A 21,349-nucleotide genomic window follows, 5' to 3' on the forward strand; every position below is an offset into this window, starting at 1 on the left:
AACCACGATTACAACTGGCATAAAAACGACAGTGACTGTTGGTGAAGCAGTAGCCAGAGTCTTAGAAGAGCATGGTGTGAGCGATGTTTTTGGCTTGATTTCTATTCACAACCTACCGATTGCCGATGCCATTGGTCGAAGGAATAAAATCAGATTTATCTGCTCACGTGGAGAAGCAGGATGCGTCAATATGGCAGATGCCTACTCTCGATTCAAAGGATTGGGCGTGGCCATTACCAGTACAGGTGCAGGGTCAGGGAATGCCATTGGTTCTTTGGTTGAAGCTTGTAACGCGGGTAGCCCGGTGATTCATATTACAGGACAAGTCGAAAAAGAATACTTGGATCGTGATGCAAGCTTTATCCATGAAGCGGCTGATCAGCTTGGTTACTTAAAATCCAGTAGTAAAGCAGCTTTTAGAATTTTGAGTCCTGAGCATGCAGTTGGCATGGTGAGAGAGGCGATTCGGGTAGCGACGACTGTGCCCAAAGGCCCCGTCAGTATTGAAATACCGATTGATGTACAAGCGACAACCATTGAGCTACCGACTGAGTTGTCGTATGTGGGCGCTATGCAATTGCCTGACGCCCCTGAGCATGCTGTGGATTTTGTGGCAAATCAAATCAAATCTGCCAAAAACCCTATTTTATGGATAGGCGGCGGCTGTATCGAAGCGAGCGATGAGATCAAAAAATTGGCTGACATGGGCATACCTGTGGTGTCCTCCACTCATGCGCGCGGTGTCTTAGCCGATACGCACCCAAGAAGTTTAAATGCGTTTCATAACTCATCCGCAGTCGAAGCGCTTATCACAGAGAGTGATGCTTGCATCGTTATTGGCTCTCGCTTACGTAGTAATGAGACAAAAACCTACTCACTAAAATTCCCAGAAAACCTGATACAGATCGATGCAAGCCCAATGGCGCAGCAAAGAAATTACTCGGTCAAACACTTTTTTTGTACTGAAGCAAAATCATTTTTACAACGCGTGATTCAGCAGTTAGGAGACACTGATAAAACCGATAGCGACTATGATCAGCGCATCGAAGCAGCTAAAGATTTTGCCATTAATGCACTAGAGACTCAGCTAGGGCCGTATGCTGATCTGTGCTACTTGCTGCGTAAAGCCTTGCCAGAAGACGGCATATTGGTGAGAGACATTACGATGTCGGGCAGCACGTGGGGCAGTCGATTGTTTCCAGTCAATAAGCCGTTACAGAACATTCATTCTTTGGCAGGTGCTATTGGCCTTGGTCTATCACATGGTATTGGTACGGCAATTGCCAATCCAGACAAGAAAACAGTGGCACTAGTAGGTGATGGTGGTTTGATGTTGGGTGTAGGCGAGATTGCCACAGCCATACAGGAGAACGCCAATATGATTTTACTGGTGATGAACGACGGAGGTTATGGCGTCATGCGTGGTATTCAAAAAGAGTACTTTGATGGCAGACAATACTATAACGAGCTGCACACGCCCTCTTTTGTCGCGCTTGGTGAAGCGATGGGCTGTAAGTCTTACAAAGCCAACTCTTTAGAAGAGTTTGATATCAAGATTAATGAGGCTATGAAACAAGAAGGCATGTGTTTGGTTGAAGTCAATATGAATGGGATCGGTCCGCTCAAGTTCGCAGGGCCACCGCAAAAGAAATTGTATTAAGTATTGATATCGGTTGGTTTTATAAAAAGGATTTTTACTCCCAAGATAATAGGAATATGTCATGACCAAGCTCATTTTCAAATCATTAATAGTGTTAGCCCCAGTGTTATGGCTACCGACCATTACTAGCGCTCAGGCCAAAGTCCTCGAACTCAAAAGTGAGGATGGCAGCAAAGAACTAAATGTTGGGGGTGTCATTCGATTCAACCAGCGTTATCAGAGTTGGGGTGATGATAAGTATAACTCTGGATTAGGCGACCCTGATTTTGATATTTTTCGCTTAGATGTAGACGGAAAATATGATGATTTTTATTTAAATAGTAGTTATATCTTTCAAGACGATGATAAAACCTCAATCGAGAAGGCTTATGTGGGTTACAACGTCGATGAACAAAACAGTGTTGAGGCAGGTTTGGTGTATAAGCCTTTTGCGATTTATCCTTACCCTCAAAATGGTTGGACTTATCACTTACCTTTCTTTTTGGGTTACGGTAACAATATTGCTCCTGGTGTAAATCTAAACCATGAAAGTACAGATTGGGATGTAAAGCTTGGATATTATCCTGAAATGTTGGCAGAAGACTTGCGGTATTCTCCTGAAAGCGGCGCTTATAGTGAGTTGGACAATACGTTTCCGTCCATGAGTCAATATGAGAACGAGAAGAAAAACCAAGTCAATGCGCGTATCGCTCGTAAGTTTGAAACGACATCAGGCAAGCAGGAGATTGGTGTATCAGGTGCTTATTCGCAGCTAGAGAATGGTCTGACCAACGATGATGGCGACTATTATGCAGTTGGTCTTCACACTAATAATAATTTTGAAAAGTTCAATGTTCAAAGCTCGCTTATCCATTATGACTATGATGCCAAAAACCCTAGCGGGATTGATGATAGTATGACATTGATGGGGGCAAATGGATTAACGCCAGCCTATTTTATTGCCTCAGAAGGAACGGTGGGTAGTGTGAATTTGGCATATACCATTCCGATGAAAGATATGGGGGCACTAAAAGCGGTCAAAGTATATAACGATTACAGTTATCTTAAAAAACATCATGATGACTGGTCTGACTCACAAATGAATACCACAGGTTTGATGTTCATTGCGCCACCGTTTTTGGTTTGGTTAGACCATACTTACGGTAAGAACGCTAATATCATTGGCGGTGCGACTAATAGCACAGGCTTTACGTCAACGACGTCTGAAAATAGTGATAAATGGCTGTCACGGGTCAACTTAAATGTTGGATTTAGTTTTTAGCATCTATGAAAATAATTCATTAAGCTATGGCTTTAATATGACGAGTGATCCAATCAAGTAACCATTTAAATAACTGTCTAAAAACAAGTCTCCGTTACCTCAGCGTAAAGGAGGCTTTTTTCTACTTATTTTTTACTTTAATCTATTGATTTGTATTGAATCTCTGACGATACTCGCTTGGCGTCAATCCAACGATGCGTTTAAATATCTTACGAAACGCGCTGACGTCACTATAGCCAACTTTCCACGCAATTTGTTCAACGGCCAGCAACGAGAACTGTAAAAAGTCTTTGGCATTACCAATGCGCAATCGCTGACAGTATTCGGTTGAGGTCATGCCCGTGGCCTTATGAAAGCGACGTAAAAAAGTACGCTCCTCTAACTGCGCACAGTTTGCAAGTGTGGATAAATCAATATCTTGGGCCTCAGTTTTTTGCAGCCAATGTTGTACCTTCAATATGGCAGTATCACCATGGGTGAGTATTGGAGAAAACGCACTGTAATAACATTGTTCACGTCTTGAAGGATCAATCAATAGTGCACGAGCAGTCTCATTCATCACTTGCGATCCAAGAAAGCGATCTACCATTCTTAAACCCAAGTCTGTCCATGCCATTGCACCGCCCGCTGTCACAATATCACCATCTTCAATAATAATACGATCAATATCAAGCTCCACATCGGGGAAGCGACGGTCAAAGCTTTCTACATAACCCCAATGTGTGGTCGCCTTGCGTTTAGCAAGTAATCCTGTTTCAGCCAGTAAAAAAGCACCAGCACACACAGAACACAGTATGACACCCTCTGAATGTTGTTCTTTAAGCCACGTTAGCCAAGGCTTTGCAGCTTCTACACCAATAGGCTCCTCTAACGTAGGCGGAATAATGATGGCCGAAAGTTTTCCGAATACACTTGAATTGCTAGAAAAGCTAGGTGTCGGTTGCTGCCTAGTATTTTGTATTTCCCAATGACTCACTTGTAAGGAGTGGGCTGCATTGTCATGACGTTTGGCAGCAATTTTACTGGCAATGATCAGTAAATCAGTCAAGCCAAGTACGGCTGCCATTTGTGCCTTTTCATAAATCACCAATCCGATCTCTATAGGTTCTTTTTGTGTCATATGTCGTTATTAACCTCTTATGTGTCGATGCAGCCACTCGTTAGTGTAGCACAGCACTTGTAAACTGTACGCCTATACAGTTACTTTTATAAAAAAGAGGAATAATCATGAGCACACAAGCTCTTATCGTTGTAGACATCCAAAATGAGTATTTTCCAGCAGGTAAATTGCCACTTGTTGGTATTGAAGAAGCCACTGCTAATGCAGCTTTGGTGATTGAGTCGGCCCGACAAAAGGGTCATACCGTCATTCATGTGCGTCACGAGATGCCATCTGCTGAGGCACCAATCTTCACGCCTAATAGCAAGGGTGTAGAGATCAACGAGAGGGTAAAGCCAGTAGACGATGAAACCGTCATCGTGAAGCACTATCCCAATTCATTCCGCAATACACCACTTAAAGACATACTTGATAACGCAGGTATCAAAGACATTACCGTGATTGGTGCTATGAGCCATATGTGTGTGGATGCTACCGTTCGCGCTGCCTTTGATTATGGTTATGGTGTCACCACGGTTGAAGATGCTTGTGCCACAATGGATTTAGAGTTCAATGATACCCAAGTGCCTGCAGTACAGGTTCATGCCACTATTATGGCGGCCTTCGAGTTTATGTATGGCGAAGTGGTTGATACGCAAACATGGCTTGCGCGTTAATTCTGAAGGTTTAATCAAACTCTCATGAAGCCGTAAAACAGACTCAGCAATAAGAATTTCATTAACAGGGTAGCAGATTATGAAAATATCGAAATCTTTAGCAAGTACCACAATTCTAAGTGGGATAATGTTTTTAACAGCATGTAGCACATTTGCCAGTCCTACGACTGATGTTAATGTCAATAAACAGACGGCTACTCACACGGTTGAATTTCAGCAAATCCGTAATGCAACCATTAAGCTTGGTTATGAAAATACTACGTTTTTGGTTGATCCGATGCTCGCTCCTAAAAACGCGTATCCAGGATTTGCAGATACAGTAAATAGTGAGACTCGCTATCCAATGGTTGACCTACCTCTGTCTGTTGAAGATGTGCTAAAGGCAGATGCCATTATCTTGACGCATCTACATGCTGACCATTGGGATCCAGCTGCACGCAACATAGTCCCTCGTGATATGACGATTTTTACTCAAGATGAAGCGGATGCTGTCATCGTGCGTAAAGATGGATTTACCGATGTCAGAGTATTAACAGAACAAGGCATTGTGTTTAAAGGAACGAGAATTCATAAAACCATCGGTCAGCATGGTACTAATGCAATGTATCAAGTTCCAGCACTTGCGCAATCACTTGGTCGAACAATGGGCATGGTGTTCCAAAGACCTAACTACCAAACCGTGTATGTAGCAGGTGATACGATTTGGAATAAGCAAGTAGAGAATGCGCTTACTCGCTACAAACCTGATGTCGTTATTCTTAACACAGGGTATGCAAAACTGACAACTTTTGATGATTCTATCATTATGGGTAAAGATGACTTATATCGCGCATATCAATTTGCGCCTGACGCCAAAATTATTGGTATACACATGGATACCGTCAATCATGCCACGCTCACCAAAGCAGAACTGCGCCGCTTTATTGAAGAAAAGCATCTGGATAAGCAGCGCGTACTGGTGCCGAACGATGGTCAGCGTTATAAATTCTAATGAATAATAGATAGAATTCTTGTAAAAGCCATGTCTAAACATCGTAATGCTAGACGGTGATGGAATGCTTTTACAAGAGATCTATAATTCAAATTTAAACGTCTATCTCAGTCATTATCTACACACGCTCATCCTCTCGAAGCGTAAGCACTTCATAACCATTTGATGTGACCGCAATGGTATGTTCCCACTGTGCGGACAATTTCTTATCACTTGTAACGACCGTCCAACCATCGTTTTTCGTTTTAACTTTGGCCTTACCTTGATTGATCATAGGTTCAATCGTGAAGGTCATCCCTTCTTCTAGTACTAAACCTTTTCCCTCATGCCCATAATGCAGCACTTCTGGTTTTTCGTGCATCTCACGTCCGATGCCATGTCCACAGTATTCTTTTACGATAGAGTAGCCATGTTTTTCAGCATAAGTCTGAATTGCATGACCAACATCACCAAGCGTTGCTCCCGGTTTTACCATCCGTATGCCTTCCCACATGGCGTCGTAGGTTTTATCCACCAAACGTTTTGCTAGTGGTAAAACCTCGCCGATTAGATACATTTTGCTCGAATCTGCGATAAAGCCGCCTTGTTCTAAAGTGATGTCCACATTCACGATATCGCCTGATTTGAGTATTTGACTGTCTGAAGGAATACCGTGGCAGACGACATTATTGACGGAGGTATTTAGCGCATACTCATAACCATATTGACCTTTGCTCGCTGGACGTGCGCCTAGTTGATCGATGATATAACGCTCAGCAAGATCGTTAATCTCCATCGTAGAGGTGCCAACGGTAATATTTTTATCGAGATAGTCAAAAACAGAGGCGAGTAGGCGTCCAGACTTACGCATGATTGCCAATTCTTCAGGTGTTTTTAAAATGATGTTAGCCATCGATAAGATTTCCTATGTTGATATTTGCTTTTCTCATCTCTTCATTGATAATTTGGGAATACGACAAGGTGGGGTTGGCCTCAGCAAGCATGCCTATCTTCATCCAATATTCAGCTTGGGCGTTGATTGAGCGCACCATCACAGTACTCGCTTTGCGAATCTCTTCATGTAAGTCATCATCGATTTTTACGATACCCATGGTAAATCTCTAATATACGAAATGTATATGAATCGTATATTATTATCAAAAAAATGCAACAGTATTTTGTTAAATGAGAGTGGGAGTATTTTTACTGACAGGACGATAGCCAGTTTTTTTATGCTATATTTCTAAACAAAGTTCAAAACAGAACGTTAATACCAGTAGCATTGTATCGTTGGCTTCAATAAACCTTTTGGCCTTAATGAATACGTCTGTACTCAAAATATTTTTAACTACTTATCCCATAATAAGAACCGTACTATGCAAACATTCGAACGTATTATTAATATAAATGGCAAAAACGCCCGATATTATGATCTGTCTGACTTAGGTCAAAAAGCAAAAGATGCCAAGTCGACACCCGCACATTTTTATGGGGGAAATGGTTTTGCGACGGGGGTTTATATACCGCTATTAAGCAGGCTCAGTGAGCGCTTCGAGTTCAGTAGTCTGGCCATGCGTGGATATTGGCAAGATTTGCCAACGCTCAAAAAGCTGACCCGTGAGCAAGATGCAAATATGTTGATTGATTTTTTGGAGAAAACGCAAGATAAGCCGGTGGTGGGTATTGGTCATTCTCAAGGCGCAACTGCGACAGCCATCGCTGCTGCCAAACGCCCAGAGCTGTTTTCACAGCTATATTTGATAGAGCCGGTGACGTTTACCAAACCGCAAAAGCTTATGATGGATTTGATGCCAGCTAAATTAAAAATAAGTCATGAGCCATTTAAAAGTACACTTGCTAAGCAAGCAGAGTGGCAAAGTATTGAAGCGTACTACGACTATCTACGAGCACATCGTGCCTTCAAACGTATTGATGATGACCATCTTTACGTCTTCGCAAAAAACAGCCTTGTTCAAGAAGAGCATAAATATCGCTTACTGTTCACGCCTGAGCAAGAGCTGGCAAGCTACTTTGACACACCATTCGTCAATGACGCACTAAAGACGCTTAATAACATAGCGTTTCCCTATACTATTATTATAGGTAAGCCTTCTATCTTTATTAGCCATAAAGTCCGCAAAGTCTGGAAAAATCTGGTTCCAACCACACAAATTATTGAGTTACCAGACAATGGGCATCTTTTGCCAATGGAAGCGCCTGTACAATGCGCGAATCTGATTGTCAAAACCTTTAATGATAGTATGAGCGGCGCGGCATAACATCCGCCAAGTGAGCGTTAGTTTAATGCCTGCGCCAATACCTCAAATATTTTGGCATCGTTTGCTTGGGCGACATTAAAACGCATAAAGCTTTCTGCATTTTTGGATTGGCTAAACGTATTTCCTGGAGCCAAGACCACGCCTTGTGATAAGCAGTGGTTTGCTAACGCTGCGGCACTATTATTATCAGGCAATTTGCACCAAAGAAACATGCCTGCCTGCGGTATCAACCAAGGCACAATACCCATTTTGGTCAAGCGAGGCACTGTTTGGGCGCGGGCGCGGGCTAAGCGAGCATGAAGCGCCGCCATGTGCTTACGGTAGCCGCTATCCGTCAGTGCAGACAATACAACCGCCGCCGCTAGTTGACCACCGCCGAAACCTGTGGCTATTTTCAAGTCCAATAAGCTCTCTACCCATTCATTAGGTGCAGCGATATAGCCGCAGCGCATGGACGCTGACAAGGTTTTGGAAAAACTGCCAATATAAAATACCTTTGATAATCCATCCAGCGCCGCCAATCTAGGCGCTGGTGTGGTCTCAAAATCGGCAAAAATGTCATCTTCAATGATGTATAAGCCAGCTGCTTGTGCCAACTGTAGTACCCGATATGCCGTCGCTGGCGCTAAGGTTGCACCAGTGGGATTATGGATGGCGGCGTTAGTAATATAAAGGCGCGGTTTATGCTCGTTTAAGACCGATACAAAGGCATCAACGTCTGGACCAGTTGGTGTATAGGGCACACCGACAACGTTCACCCGATGAGCTCGCAGTAAGGCATGAAAATTAAAGTAACAAGGATCATCCACCACAACGGTATCACCAGGCATCAATAAAAAGCGAAAAATTAGATCTATCGACTGAGTGCCAGATTCTGTCAATATCACCTGTGCGGGTTTTGCCTCAATACCCAAGCCCGCCATACGCCTTGTCAATAACTGGCGCAGCTCTAACAATCCTAACGGCGAGGCATACTCGCTGATTACTCTAGTATCTGCTTTGGCTACGTAGCGTAAACCTCGGCGCATGCCTTCTGCATATAACCAATCAGGCGGTAACCAGCCACAACCCGGTTTTAAGGCCTCACTCGTCGTTTCAAGAGACTGTCTCGATACCCATAATGGGTCTACGGCTCGATCCAGATTTGGCCCTATTGCTGCCAACGACAGAGGCGCTGTGATGTCGCAGACATAAAAGCCTGCACCGGGGCGAGAGGCGATGATGCCATCTGTTTGTAGTCGCTCATAAGCTTCTACCACCGTAGAGGGCGAGAATCCGTGATGTTTGGCAGTGGCGCGCACAGACGGCAGGCGCGTTCCTGGCAGGTAAGTGACTGTGGCTATTTTTGCCCTAACATCTGCCATTATGATTTCAATTTTGGTCATTTAGCTCATCTCAGTACAGAACTTCTTAAAGCGAATTTTCGAACGTAAGCCGACTATGGAAACTTATAGAGAGCCTGCTATCAAAGTTATAGCTAATCCTAAATAAAAAAGGTACAACAATAATGCTGGACTGCCAACGATATATTTTCGTCGCCTCTGTCTGCGAAGGCACAGCAAGCAAGAAAATATGACGTTGGCAGCACTGTGTTTATTTTATAGTGGAGTGGCTATAGTGCCCTCTTAATATTAAAAGAACTGTATGGGCAAATGACACCAAACAGTTCTGTCTTATTGTACGGTATTGTATATAGATAACCTATCACGCTTTTGGTGTAATCATGACATCAAACACACAGTGATATGATTATGAAAAAATTAACTCAAGGATGGATCAGCGGACTGGTCGGCGTGGTTATTTTTGCAGGGTCCTTGCCAGCGACTCGCCTAGCGGTGATGGACTTTGATCCTATGTTTCTTACGGCGGTACGGGCCACGCTAGCTGCATTATTGGGTGGTATGGTTTTATTAATATTAAAGCAACGTCTACCAACCAAGACAGATTTACCGTCTCTATTTATTGTAACTTTGGGTGTGGTTGTTGGCTTTCCTTTGCTAAGCGCATGGGCTTTACAGTATGTCACCTCTGCTCACGCAACTGTATTTTTAGGCATCTTGCCGTTATTTACCGCCATTTTTGCGGTTTGGCGAGGAGAGACGCGTCCACCAGTATTGTTTTGGTTTTTTGCTTTGTTGGGCAGCTCGTTTGTCGCAGGCTATGCCGCATTAAATAGCGGACATGCTTCATTAGTAGGTGGGCTTTTGATGCTGGGTGCGGTGATGGCTTGTGGTCTGGGTTATGCAGAAGGTGGACGGCTGTCACGGACATTAGGCGGTTGGCAGGTGATCAGTTGGGCATTGTTGCTATCTCTGCCGATGATGCTACCGATGGTATGGTTGACGTGGCCAGAGTCTTTGGCAAAGGTGAGTATCACGGCTTGGGCAGGCTTGATTTATGTCTCTTTATTCAGCATGTTTATTGGATTTGTGTTTTGGTATCGTGGTTTGGCTTTAGGCGGTATTGCTGCCGTTGGCCAGTTGCAATTGATACAACCTTTTATAGCACTGGTACTGGCAGCTTTATTGCTTCATGAGATAGTCAGTACAGGTATGCTAATCAGCACGCTAGGCGCAGTGGCTTGCGTGGTCGGCGCAAAGAAGTATGCAGTTTAAGATGGAAATTAAAGCGCGTTTTGACTATCCGCATTTGGCAAGTACTAGTTTGACAGTCAATATTTGACACGCACTAACTGTTCATAAACCATCATAATGAGATAGACCAAGCCTGCAGCCACAGTCAAACTGCCAAACCATACCACCACAAAATAGCCTGTTTGGTATGAGGAATAGGTCAATAAAAATGCAATCGCTAACAGCGTGAATCCCAGCCAGCGTAGACTCTGTCCTTTTGAAACGAGTGGCAACTTACGGTGAAATTTGTCTTTATGTTTTTTACTGGTCATCATTAAGGCAATCATCCCCAGCAAATTCAGCAAAAATAGCAGCTCAGATAATACTAAATTCGACATATTATGAGATCTCTATCTGAGAGGCGACGCGACGTTTTGACTTCGTTTTTTGCTTAGGAGACATTTTCTTAAAACTGACAGCATAAGTGATGTAAGCAAATAGCAGCGCTAGTATAAAAAACGCAATATCAAAGCTGATAAATAACGCATCACCACTCAAAACACTTTGGAGAAATCCACGCTCGGTAGTGAAACTATTGAGGAGTGGCGTGAATAAAAGAGATAGAGTAACCAATGACAATAATACGCGCCATGCATGACGACTAGAGAGTAACAACGTCAATATAAAACTACCGGCCCATATTATAAAAAAACCGTCTATTTCCCATTTGGCGCGTGCAGTCATCTCTAAAGGTAACAGTCGGTTGAGCCATAACAGTCCTACCATAGCCAACGGTAACCCAGCTAATGTCGCAATATTAAGCTTTTCTACCAGCCAAAACCCCAGATAAGGCTTATCCATATCGAGCAATTGGCGACGACGTTTTACCGTCCAAAGTACCAATCCAGTCGCAATCATACCGCAACCTGCGCTGCCCAATAAAAAATACATCCAGCGTAGCCAATAATCAGCAAAGCGTCCTGCATGCAGCCCTATCATCACCGTATGGGTGGTCACAGCAAGTGGTGGTGGCTTACTTTGCTCAAGGATGTTTCCTGTCTGACCATCATAAATACGAAACGCACCGATTGTCGAGATTTGACGGTTGGCTCTGCCATCAACAATAATTTTACTATGGTCAGTATTGGGATGATTGATACTGACACTGGTAATCGCATAATTGGGATTGAGTTTTTGCCACTCTGATTGAGCCGTTGTTAATAGTGGGGAAATATCGACCATCGGTGCAGGTTGCAACTCAGTCGCATCGGCGGCTCGATAAGAGTAGATGCCTTCGAAAAGTTGCTCGGTATCAATATTGGCAACTTTGCCGCCCCATGGCATATACAGCGCAATCAAAGTGATGATGCCAGTAAACGTAATCATGATATGAAAAGGCAGGGGTAGCACGGAAAAAGCATTGTGTGCATCAAGCCATGAACGTTGTCCTTTGCCCCAACGAAACGTAAAAAAATCGGTGAATATTTTTTTATGAACGATAACGCCTGCAATGATCGCAATCAACATCATCATAGATGCAATGCCAACGATTATTCTTGCCCATATCACACTCATATAATGCAGATCAAAATGCATGCGATAAAAGAAATTACCACCCGCCGTGTCTCTTGGCATATATGCTGTTTGGGTCTGCGTATCAAATTGATAGCGTAGTCTTTCGTCGTCAGCACTGGTGGTGATATGTAAACGCTGCTCGTTACTCGTACTGGTCGGACCTTTGGTAATAAACCAGTTTTTGGCGTTTGCTTGAGTGGCTTGCAGATGGGCGATTGCCACACCAAAAGGCTCGGACGTCTGAGCCTTGTTTGGCGAATTTTGCGATGAAAGGGGTAGGGCTGAGGGCTTAGAGACAGCAGTAATCTCAGGTTGCATCCATGCCGTCAGCTCATTATTAAAATAGCTGACTGTACCCATCAAAAAGATCGTGAATAACAACCAACCCAATAGTAATCCAAACCAAGTATGGACATCAGACATCAGCAGCCGATAGCCTTTTACCTTGGTTTTATCTTTCTGCTGACGTTTGGTCATCGGCACGGATTGGGTTTTAGTAGAGTCTGACATCAAAGATGACCTGATAATAAAAGTCTAAATAGTGGCATAACATATCAAGCCTAATATGCTTGATAGGCTCGCCACTACTGCCCATGCCAACCATAAGCGGCGTAATGAAAACACCAAAATAATCATAAGCGCACAGACCACGACACTTGTTATTTGCCCCCAATAAATAGCAGAAATGTCATCTATAGGTAACGCCAAAAACAGTAAGTCAGTGAGTACCGCGATGCCGTAGCTACCGCCAATCGCTAAAAAAATACGACTGATAACGCTAAAGTCTGGTAGATAAAAATCGTGGCTACTACAGCGTTTACTCATGTGAAAGCCTATGTACTCAAATAATTAAGATTAAAAACGATAGGTCAAGCGGCCTACCACATTTAACGGCTCGCCATACGTCAGTTCACTGAACGTACTACCAGCAAGATATTTTTGGTTGAATAAATTATTAACATTAAGCTGCGCTTCTAGATTTTCATTGACAGCATATCTTGCCATAATGCTCGCAAGGGTCACATCATCTTGACTGTATTTTTCAGAGCGCTGGGTTACAGGGTTGGTCACGATGCCATAGTAGCCGTTTGACCAATCTACACCGCCGCCAATGGTCAAGTTGGGAATAATGTCGTCCATATCATAGGTGGCAAATAGGTTAAGCGTGGTATCAGCAAAACCTGTGTTAATGGCTTTACCACTATTGTCCTCAGCATTGAAATGCGTATACCCAACGCTTGCTTGTAGATTGTCACTAATTTTACCAGTGACTTCTAGTTCCACGCCCTGACTGGTAGCACCTTCTGCTCCAAAATAAGCTTGTTCAGGAGGGCTGGTACCTGGGATTTTATTACTACCGTCTACTTGAGCAAGGTTGTCTTGTTCAATTCTAAAAATGCTGATTTGGCTTTGTAAGGCGCCATTATCTGACTCGCTTTTTAGACCGATTTCATAGTTTTTACCTTCGATTGGATCGAGATAATTGCCATTGATATCACGCTGGGTTTGAGGCTTAAAGATATCGCTATAGCTGGTATATAAGCTGTGATTTTTATCAATGTCATAAGTAATACCTGCATAAGGCGTCCAAATGTGATCAGATTTAGTATTCACATTTCGGCCATACTGCACACCTGAACGCTCATAATCAGACACGCGAGACCCCAAGATGACTGATAAAGGATCCGTCAATTTGAGCTGAGTTGCAGCAAACACGGATTTTTCTTTAATGGTGACATCAGAGCTTCGAGTTCTGTCTCCCCATGCTGGTTCAGGGTAGCTGCCATCCCACTCAAAGAAATTGGTCAATGGAGCAAGGTCATCTTCAGCAGGCGGGGCATAAGTAAAGGTATCGAGTTCACTTTTGCTATAAGATCCGCCCACAATGAGTTTGTGCGTTCTGCCTAGCGCATCAAAATTACCTGTTAACTCAGTTTTAACATTGGTCTGTTTGCGTTCGGTATCTGCATGGAATACGTTGAAACCTAGTCCCAGACCAGTGTCGACATTAAGTGGGCCGCCAAAAAGGTAGAGAAGTTTTGGACTGCTGTCGCTTTCATTGTAGCTGGCTTTGGTAGTCAGGTTCCAATCTTCATTAAAATCATGATCGATATCAGCGAAGTAATAGACATTGTCAGAATCCCAGTTTGTCCAATTGGCACTGCCATTTTTACTGGTATCCCAATCCGCTTTTGAGCCATCACTTAAATAGTTTGGTAAACCACCCCACATGGTAGATCTTGATTTATTATGTTGACGACTGGCACCGACACTGACTGTGGTGCTGTCGCTCACATCCGCATCAACCGTGGCATAAATCAGATTTTGACCCAATTCTTGACGATCGATGAAGGTATCACCATCTTGATAACTTGCGACGACACGGCCCCTTACGGCACCGCTCTCACTCAATGACTGGCTACGGTCAATGCTAACACCATAATTGCCATAACGATTGACATTGGCAGACAGCTCTGTGACAGGAACGTCGCTATCAGCACGTTTACGTACAAGGTTGATGTTGGCAGAAGGGTCACCTGAACCACTCATCAAACCGGTAGCGCCTCGCACGACTTCAACATGATCAAACATAGCCGTGTTGGCAGAGTATTCGCCCATCGCCGCTTGCTGAATAAAATTGGTGTTCAAGCCGTCAATTTGGAAGCTATTGATAGCAAAACCTCTTGATGACAAGCCATTACGCGCGCCATCAATGCTACTTACCTGAATGGCAGGCGATCGCTTAAGTACGTCTATTAAAGTATTAGAGTTTTGATCTTTTATTTGTTGATTAGTGATTACGCTGGTAGCTTGTGGGGTTTCTCTGGTTGATAAGGCCAGTCCTGTGGCGCTACTGGCGACAGGGATGGTGTAGCTATCCGTATTTTCTGTAATCTGTTTGTTTGTGTCTGCTGTGACTACGATGGTGGGTAGCGTGGTGCTTGGCTCTATTGTGCCGTCTGCACGATTTATTTCGCTACCTTCATCTGTAGTCGTGGTTTGCTGTGAGGTTTCAGCATGAATCATCGAAGAGCTGACCGCCAAAGAAGCAATCGCTGAAAGATGCATGGTCTTCTTGACGAACCAACTTAATGTGCTTGGCTTATGTTGCTTTGTACCTTGTGCAATGATAAACATCAGATGATATCTCAATTCAAGTAATAGAAAAATTAGGACGCCATTTTTCAATAAAGCATTAGATGGCTGACCAATAAATAGTTTGATAAGAAAATATGCCGAGAAGCAATTTTAATTTTTGTACATGATAATGATAATTATTATGATTAGCAATACAATACAGAAATATTTTTGACACATAGTTTCTGAGCAGGAGTGGTAAGGAGTTTTGCTAGGAGGATAAATGGCAGGATAATTATGAACAATATTTTATAATTATAATGAGCTCATAATGATAGGTTTGCATCATAGTAACGCTTACTTATACGTAAGGGTTAGGCAAATAAAATGAGTAAAAACAGGATAAAATATATATGAGCGCAGTATTTCAAACAATACTGCGCTCATAATTTGGCTAGGTTGTGGCATTATTTAATGCAGCATAGATATCGCATCAGCACTGGCACGCTGTCGTTCTTCAGCATTTAGTTCGATCAATTTGCCTCGTTTCATCAACAGCAGTCGATCAGCATGTTCAAAATATCCATCATCGTGACTGATAATAAATAAGGTTTTGCCCATGGCTTTTAATTCAGGAATGAGCGTTTGGTAGAATACGCGGCGAAACGCAGGGTCTTGATCTGCAGCCCATTCATCAAGTAGTAAAATGTCTTTTTGTTCTGCCACAGAAATCAACATCGCCAAGCGTTTACGTTGTCCTTGCGAAAGCTTATCTGTCGATAAACGCTCGTCAGTCACGCTGACTTTGTCCTGTAGATTGAGTTTGTGCAGCCACGATGTTACCAACGTCATATCAGGATCATTGCCTTCGCGACCAACAAGCTGCTTAAACAGATGTTGATCGCTAAAAATAGCAGAAAATAGTTGCCTATAATCAACCACATTGGCATCCGAGACAACGTGCTCATCAACGCTTACCTGACCCATAGTTGGGGTAAAAATACCGGTAATGATCTTAGCTAAGGTGGATTTGCCGCTACCATTTGCGCCGATCAAAAAGACCACATCGCCACGTCTTAGCGTCAGATTGACATCGCTTAGTATATCGCCAGCCGTATCGTGTTTTTGAGTGGCGGCGTCTTGAGCATTGTTTTCGATATTTTGGTAACGATAACCAATATCGGTCAATGATATAGATTGCCAATTCTGTATGGCTGCATTGGTGGCAAATTCTGGATGATAATCACTGAGTTCTAGAGAGTGAATCTTATCCAATGCCACCTGAGCCGTTTGTATGGTGGGATAAGCGCCGACTGCATGTAATAAAGGCGATTGCATAAATAAAATCGTTAAGGAAAAAGTCGTCGCAACCCCCATTGGTATATCAAGATAATTGGACAACGCGAACACCACCCCAATGGCGGCGAACATCATAATATTTGACCAGTTCACTGCTGATAAATGAAACGTATCGGCTTTGATCACAGATTTTTCATACGACTTAGCATGCGTCACAAAATCGGTTTTGTACAATTTTTCAGCACGGTGCTGATTCAAAGCCAGCTCTTTGCGTCCTTCGATAATTGATTGATAATCTTGATACAAAAGATCGTTGAGCTCTCTTAATCCCGTTAAATGCTGATAAACATGCTTCACTAAAATAGTACTGATCCAAATCGTCATCGCAATCCAAAACATGACAATCAAGAGTAATGGCAGCGAGAGCCAACCTAAATAAATTGCCACCCCAGTCGACAAAATTACCCCTTGCACCAATTCTGGCATGCGTACAAAAGCGACCGTAATTGATTGAATATCAGAGGATAGGCTAGCAATTAACCGCGCACTTCCTAGATTATCAATTTGCGGTACCTTGGTATCGATGATCTGTTTGACCAATTTGGTTCTTAGCTCATAGACAAATTTATGTCCCAAGCAGGTCAAGGTATACTGTGAGATAAAAGTTGTGACCAGTAGTAGTACTATTAAACCTGCAAAATAGCCCAAACTTAACCATGACAAAGTATTAAAGACAGGCTGACTGATAAAGGTGTGGTTGATATAAGCAATAATCCCAACACTGACTGCCGCATTAACTAGGTTCAGTAAAATAACCTTGAGAAAAGGCAGGCGATAGTATGCCCAAATCATACGATACAAAGACGATGGAGTGCGAGAAGACATAATGGCTCAGTAATAGAATGAATTTTATGTATATTTGATGGCATAAAAGAGAGGGGAGAGATGTCCAATCCCTTTTTAGCATGTTATAAATCGTTTTAGGTGAGTAGGGGTGTCATTGACTCACAGTAAATATTTTTTGTGCTTAGCTATTGATATCTAATAGTTGTTATTTACGCTCTGATACGGCGCATGAGATACAAGAAGTAGGCGCCACCAATGATGGCAGCAATAGTGCCAGCGGGTATCTCGTAAGGAAAAATAATATAACGACCAAGCCAGTCTGCGATTACCATCAAAGCGGCACCCAAGATAGCAGCCAGTTGCAGCTGACGTTTGAGCTGAACTGCGCCAAGCGTTGTCGCCAAATGAGGAATCATCAATCCCACAAAACTGAGTGGACCCACAGCCAATGTCGATATGGTACTAAGCACTGCTACCAAGATTAATATCAAGCTTTGGAATAGTCTTAAAGAAACGCCAAGCTCACGCGCTATCCCACTGCCCAAACTCAATATCTCTAAGGGTCTTACTATCATAAAACTCAATAAAAACAGTGCGGCAGCAAACGCCACAAGCAGCCAAGCAGTCTCAGGACTGGCAAGATAAGTAGATCCTGACAGCCAGCTGAGAACTGCTTGTAATCGTTGATCTCCGGATATCTTGACCAGACTTAACACACCACCCATTAAGGCAGCAATCGCCACTCCCACCAATAATAAGTAAGCAGCATTCACTCTGCGAGCCAGCCACAAGATTAAACAAAGCACGATAGAGGCACCCAATAATCCCGATAGTACGATGCCTGTATAGCCAAAGCTGGGTAGGAAAATAAATGCCAATACCACGCCTATTGCCGAGCCTGAACTGATACCTAATACCTCGGGGCTAGCCATAGGGTTACGAGTCAACGTTTGTAATAATACGCCAGCAGTTGCCAGCATGACGCCCGTGGCCGCTGCACTCAAGGTACGAGGGAGTCTAAAATCAACAATTAAATCCCATACGGCATTTAGCTGCCAACCGTTGGCGGTAGCAGTAAATACGAGTATGCTGCCTATTAGCAAAACTAAAGCAATGCTCCAAGCAAGCAAGTGTGTCTCGCGACGTTCTGAGACAAGTGTTGGTGCAAGCTCCTCAGTATGCTGGCGACTTTGCATCATAATCAGCCATATAACCAACGGCGCACCCAGTAACGCCGTCATCGCATCAGCAGGAATATTGAGAGACAGATAATGCTGTAGTATCGTCGTGACATTACTGGTAATCCATAATAAAAGCGCCCCAAACCCATATCCCAATAACAGACGATACCCGATGTTTCTGACAGAAAACACATTGACGAGGGTTGCCGCGCCCAAACCAATAAATCCAATAGGGCCTACGCGACTGACGACAAGCGCTGTTAAAATCGCCACCAATCCTATTACCAATCCACGAATGAGGTTGACAGGCACGCCTAAGCTTTTGGCTTGTCGATCATCTAGGCTCATGATTTCTAGCGGCTTTAACAACGGCATTAAGCTGATAAAAGCAACCACGCTAGCAATGGTCAAAGCGACAGAGACTTGCCAATTATTTTGGGTAAGACTGCCTGCTGCCCATACCATAATATTCAGGGATTCTTCAGCATAATAGATTAATAATAAAGCCGCGATAGCACCCAGTAAAATATTGGTGACCAGCCCCCCTAGTACCAGTACCAAAGGATTCATGCGACTAGGAGCAGCTAGGATAAAGACGATTGCCATACTGCTGATAGCACCAATAAAAGCCACCCAAAAGCTGCCACCCAAATTGAAACTGGGGAAGAATAAAGTGACCAGCAGCAAGGCTATGTTTGCACCGCTACCGACGGCTAGGGTTGTGTCTGAAGCAAGCGTATTTTTTACCAGCTGCTGTAGCAACACACTGACTAATCCTAAGAGACCGCCAGCCGTTGATGCAACCAGCATCGTCGGTAAGATTTGTAGCTGGATACTCATGTCCGCAAGGGATAAGTCAAATGAAGGGGTAAACAGCTCAATAAAAGGCAGGTTCCATAGCTGATGCACGACTGCATAACTACTGACCACCGCCATTACTATTAAAAAAACAACCATCAGATAGATACGGCTGGTAGACGAAAAGGTATTTTTAATCATAAGTCGGTATTGCCTACAAAAGTGGCATTCATGAGACGATCGGCCAAGACATTCATAGAGGCGACACCACTATTGTTCCATGTGGCAGGTAGTACAGTAAGACAACGACTTTTACCAGCGGATTTGGGATTTTCGTGAAAAGAATATCCCAAGCGCTGCCACACTAGACTATCTTCTAACTCTAGTTTCAGAAGGTCACCGATAGGTTCAACGACCACAAGACACGTATCATCATCAAGCTGCGCTAAGTCGCCAAGCATGATGGGCATAAATCCCCATTCGTTACCATCTGCAAATGCGGTTAGCTCCAGACCCATGGTATCTAAAGCTGGTTGAAACAAACTGTTGTATGAAAACATGCGCAAATTATTGGTGTCAGCAAATTGTACGACTGCCATTTTTTTGATATGAGGATAGCGTTTATGAAACGTCTGGCCCGCTTGTGTTATCTGCTCTTTACTCTTATCTAAATACATTTGAGCGGCTTGCGGCTGATTGATGGATCGTCCTAATGCTAAGGTTGGCTCTATAAAATCTTCCCATTTTGCCATCTGATTTGGACTGGTCAATTCGATAGAATGAATAGGTAAGTCGCCGTACATAGGTTGCAGATGCTTATAAAAAGCGTTGTCTATCACCACATCTAAGTCAAGCTGAGAGAACATTTCAGGATTGGGCTGATAGCGTGTGCCCACATCGTAGGTATCTGTGGGTATCAGCGGTTTTCCGACCCATTCTTTATAAAAAGTTTTGTCACCCATGGCAACTGGCGGATATCCCATACCTGTTAGCGTTGCAGCAATGCCCCAATCTGGAGTCATCACGCTGGGCGTCTTTTGAGGGTTTGAAGCGTTCAGTGCTGCTGGCGTTGCATCCGATGATTGGCAGCTACTCAGCAATAAGCTTGAGCATAATGCGATAGAAAGTCCGATCGAAGAGAGGATCGCTTTCATATAACCGCTACTTTATGATTGGTGTCAGGATGAGTTAGCAAGGTAAAATCCACCCCAAATATCGACTGTAGTACTTCTTTTTGCATGGTGCTTGGGACATCACCCATATGGCAAAGCTGACCTTGTTTTAGCGCAATGAATTCATCACAAAATCTTGCTGCCAGATTGAGATCATGTAAGATGATGACAACACCCAAACCTTGCTGATCAACCAACTGTCGAATCAGTTTCAGCACCTCGACTTGATACACCACGTCAAGTGCTGCTAATGGCTCATCCAATAGTAAAAATTCTGTTTGCTGTGCTAAACACATTGCCAACCACACACGAGCGCGTTCGCCACCCGATAAGGTAGATACTTGACGGTCTCTAAAAGCCTCGACTTGAGTCAGCGTAATGGCTTTGTTCACATGCTCATGATCTTGCGCGCTCGGTTTTTGTAGCCATTTTTGATGAGGATAGCGTCCCAGCATGACCAGCTCATAGACCGTAAATGCCCCAGCATCAGGTAGGTTTTGGGGTAAATAAGCCAGATTTTGTGCCAATGCTTTGGCCGAAAAATCCTTTAGATTGTGCTCATTGATAAGGATGTCACCTTGAGTCGGTGTCATTTCTCCTGCCATCGCCTTGATAAGACTAGATTTGCCCGAACCATTATGACCAATCAAAGCATATAGCTTCTTCGGTTTAATTTTAAAAGAAATGGGTTGCAGCAATACTTTCTTTTGTCGTATCAAGCTTAACTTGTTGATGTACATCATAGTGAGCAGTCTAAAGTAAATGAAGCATTCTAAATAAAAAGGACTTAATAATGCAAATGATTTTCATTTTTATTCACAATATGTTCTTGCTAAAAGTGTTTAATAATATAAGTCATTACATTATTAAGTAGGTGTAGG

At 43.3% G+C, this 21,349-nt stretch carries 18 protein-coding genes; 6 read left to right on the plus strand and 12 right to left on the minus strand.

Annotated elements, in window-relative coordinates:
• The first annotated feature begins 19 nt into the window (after positions 1-19).
• Both CIK80_RS13510 and CIK80_RS13515 read left to right on the plus strand, forming a co-directional pair.
• The gene (locus CIK80_RS13510; protein ID WP_095570634.1) at positions 20-1,660 is read left to right on the plus strand and encodes a thiamine pyrophosphate-binding protein; all 1,641 of its coding nucleotides are present in this window, start codon (positions 20-22) and stop codon (positions 1,658-1,660) included.
• A 73-nt stretch (positions 1,661-1,733) separates the two neighbouring features.
• On the plus strand, positions 1,734-2,921 hold the full coding sequence (locus CIK80_RS13515) for a hypothetical protein (RefSeq protein WP_095570635.1): 1,188 nt from the start codon (positions 1,734-1,736) through the stop codon (positions 2,919-2,921).
• A 142-nt stretch (positions 2,922-3,063) separates the two neighbouring features.
• Here the strand turns inward: CIK80_RS13515 and CIK80_RS13520 are convergent, their stop codons facing one another.
• Complete coding sequence (locus tag CIK80_RS13520) at positions 3,064-4,041, minus strand: GlxA family transcriptional regulator (protein WP_095570461.1); 978 nt, start codon at positions 4,039-4,041, stop codon at positions 3,064-3,066.
• A 107-nt stretch (positions 4,042-4,148) separates the two neighbouring features.
• Between CIK80_RS13520 and CIK80_RS13525 the strand changes: the two genes are divergently transcribed.
• On the plus strand, positions 4,149-4,697 hold the full coding sequence (locus CIK80_RS13525) for a cysteine hydrolase family protein (RefSeq protein ID WP_095570462.1): 549 nt from the start codon (positions 4,149-4,151) through the stop codon (positions 4,695-4,697).
• Positions 4,698-4,824: 127 nt separating this feature from the next.
• Positions 4,825-5,688 (plus strand): MBL fold metallo-hydrolase, encoded by an 864-nt coding sequence (locus CIK80_RS13530; RefSeq protein WP_257011784.1) that lies wholly within the window; start codon positions 4,825-4,827, stop codon positions 5,686-5,688.
• 118 nt (positions 5,689-5,806) lie between these two features.
• Here the strand turns inward: CIK80_RS13530 and map are convergent, their stop codons facing one another.
• Entirely contained in the window at positions 5,807-6,580 is a 774-nt protein-coding gene (gene map / locus CIK80_RS13535) for a type I methionyl aminopeptidase (protein ID WP_095570464.1), read from the minus strand.
• Positions 6,573-6,779, minus strand: coding sequence for a ParD-like family protein (locus tag CIK80_RS13540; RefSeq protein WP_095570465.1), 207 nt, complete (start codon positions 6,777-6,779; stop codon positions 6,573-6,575). Before CIK80_RS13540 ends, map begins: the two co-directional genes overlap by 8 nt.
• A gap of 264 nt (positions 6,780-7,043) precedes the next feature.
• Between CIK80_RS13540 and CIK80_RS13545 the strand changes: the two genes are divergently transcribed.
• On the plus strand, positions 7,044-7,946 hold the full coding sequence (locus tag CIK80_RS13545) for an alpha/beta hydrolase (protein ID WP_095570466.1): 903 nt from the start codon (positions 7,044-7,046) through the stop codon (positions 7,944-7,946).
• Positions 7,947-7,963: 17 nt separating this feature from the next.
• Here CIK80_RS13545 and CIK80_RS13550 read toward each other — a convergent pair whose 3' ends face one another.
• Positions 7,964-9,331 carry a PLP-dependent aminotransferase family protein gene (locus tag CIK80_RS13550; protein ID WP_257011785.1) on the minus strand — a complete coding sequence of 456 codons (1,368 nt, stop codon included), beginning with the start codon at positions 9,329-9,331 and terminating at the stop codon, positions 7,964-7,966.
• Positions 9,332-9,697: 366 nt separating this feature from the next.
• On the opposite strand from CIK80_RS13550, the gene CIK80_RS13555 reads away from it, so the two are divergent.
• Positions 9,698-10,561 (plus strand): DMT family transporter, encoded by an 864-nt coding sequence (locus CIK80_RS13555; RefSeq protein ID WP_095570467.1) that lies wholly within the window; start codon positions 9,698-9,700, stop codon positions 10,559-10,561.
• Between the two features lie 56 nt (positions 10,562-10,617).
• On the opposite strand, the gene CIK80_RS13560 is transcribed toward CIK80_RS13555, so the two are convergent.
• The 8 genes from CIK80_RS13560 to CIK80_RS13595 form a co-directional block, all read right to left on the minus strand.
• On the minus strand, positions 10,618-10,917 hold the full coding sequence (locus CIK80_RS13560) for a DUF3325 family protein (protein ID WP_095570468.1): 300 nt from the start codon (positions 10,915-10,917) through the stop codon (positions 10,618-10,620).
• A gap of 1 nt (position 10,918) precedes the next feature.
• Entirely contained in the window at positions 10,919-12,604 is a 1,686-nt protein-coding gene (locus CIK80_RS13565) for a PepSY-associated TM helix domain-containing protein (RefSeq protein WP_095570469.1), read from the minus strand.
• Positions 12,605-12,628: 24 nt separating this feature from the next.
• On the minus strand, positions 12,629-12,919 hold the full coding sequence (locus tag CIK80_RS13570) for an iron uptake protein (RefSeq protein ID WP_095570470.1): 291 nt from the start codon (positions 12,917-12,919) through the stop codon (positions 12,629-12,631).
• Positions 12,920-12,949: 30 nt separating this feature from the next.
• Positions 12,950-15,232 carry a TonB-dependent siderophore receptor gene (locus CIK80_RS13575; RefSeq protein WP_095570471.1) on the minus strand — a complete coding sequence of 761 codons (2,283 nt, stop codon included), beginning with the start codon at positions 15,230-15,232 and terminating at the stop codon, positions 12,950-12,952.
• Positions 15,233-15,643: 411 nt separating this feature from the next.
• Positions 15,644-17,356, minus strand: a complete 1,713-nt coding sequence (locus tag CIK80_RS13580; RefSeq protein WP_095570472.1) for a multidrug ABC transporter permease/ATP-binding protein — start codon at positions 17,354-17,356, stop codon at positions 15,644-15,646.
• Positions 17,357-17,526: 170 nt separating this feature from the next.
• Positions 17,527-19,497: a Fe(3+)-hydroxamate ABC transporter permease FhuB gene (gene fhuB / locus CIK80_RS13585; protein ID WP_095570473.1), complete on the minus strand. Its 1,971-nt coding sequence runs from the start codon at positions 19,495-19,497 to the stop codon at positions 17,527-17,529.
• Entirely contained in the window at positions 19,494-20,450 is a 957-nt protein-coding gene (locus CIK80_RS13590; protein WP_095570474.1) for an ABC transporter substrate-binding protein, read from the minus strand. Before CIK80_RS13590 ends, fhuB begins: the two co-directional genes overlap by 4 nt.
• Entirely contained in the window at positions 20,447-21,211 is a 765-nt protein-coding gene (locus tag CIK80_RS13595) for an ABC transporter ATP-binding protein (RefSeq protein ID WP_095570475.1), read from the minus strand. The genes CIK80_RS13590 and CIK80_RS13595 overlap by 4 nt, the downstream gene beginning before the upstream one ends.
• Between the last annotated feature and the right edge of the window lie 138 nt (positions 21,212-21,349).

It is taken from the genome of Psychrobacter sp. JB193, assembly GCF_002285555.1.
In the GTDB taxonomy this organism is placed as follows: domain Bacteria; phylum Pseudomonadota; class Gammaproteobacteria; order Pseudomonadales; family Moraxellaceae; genus Psychrobacter; species Psychrobacter alimentarius.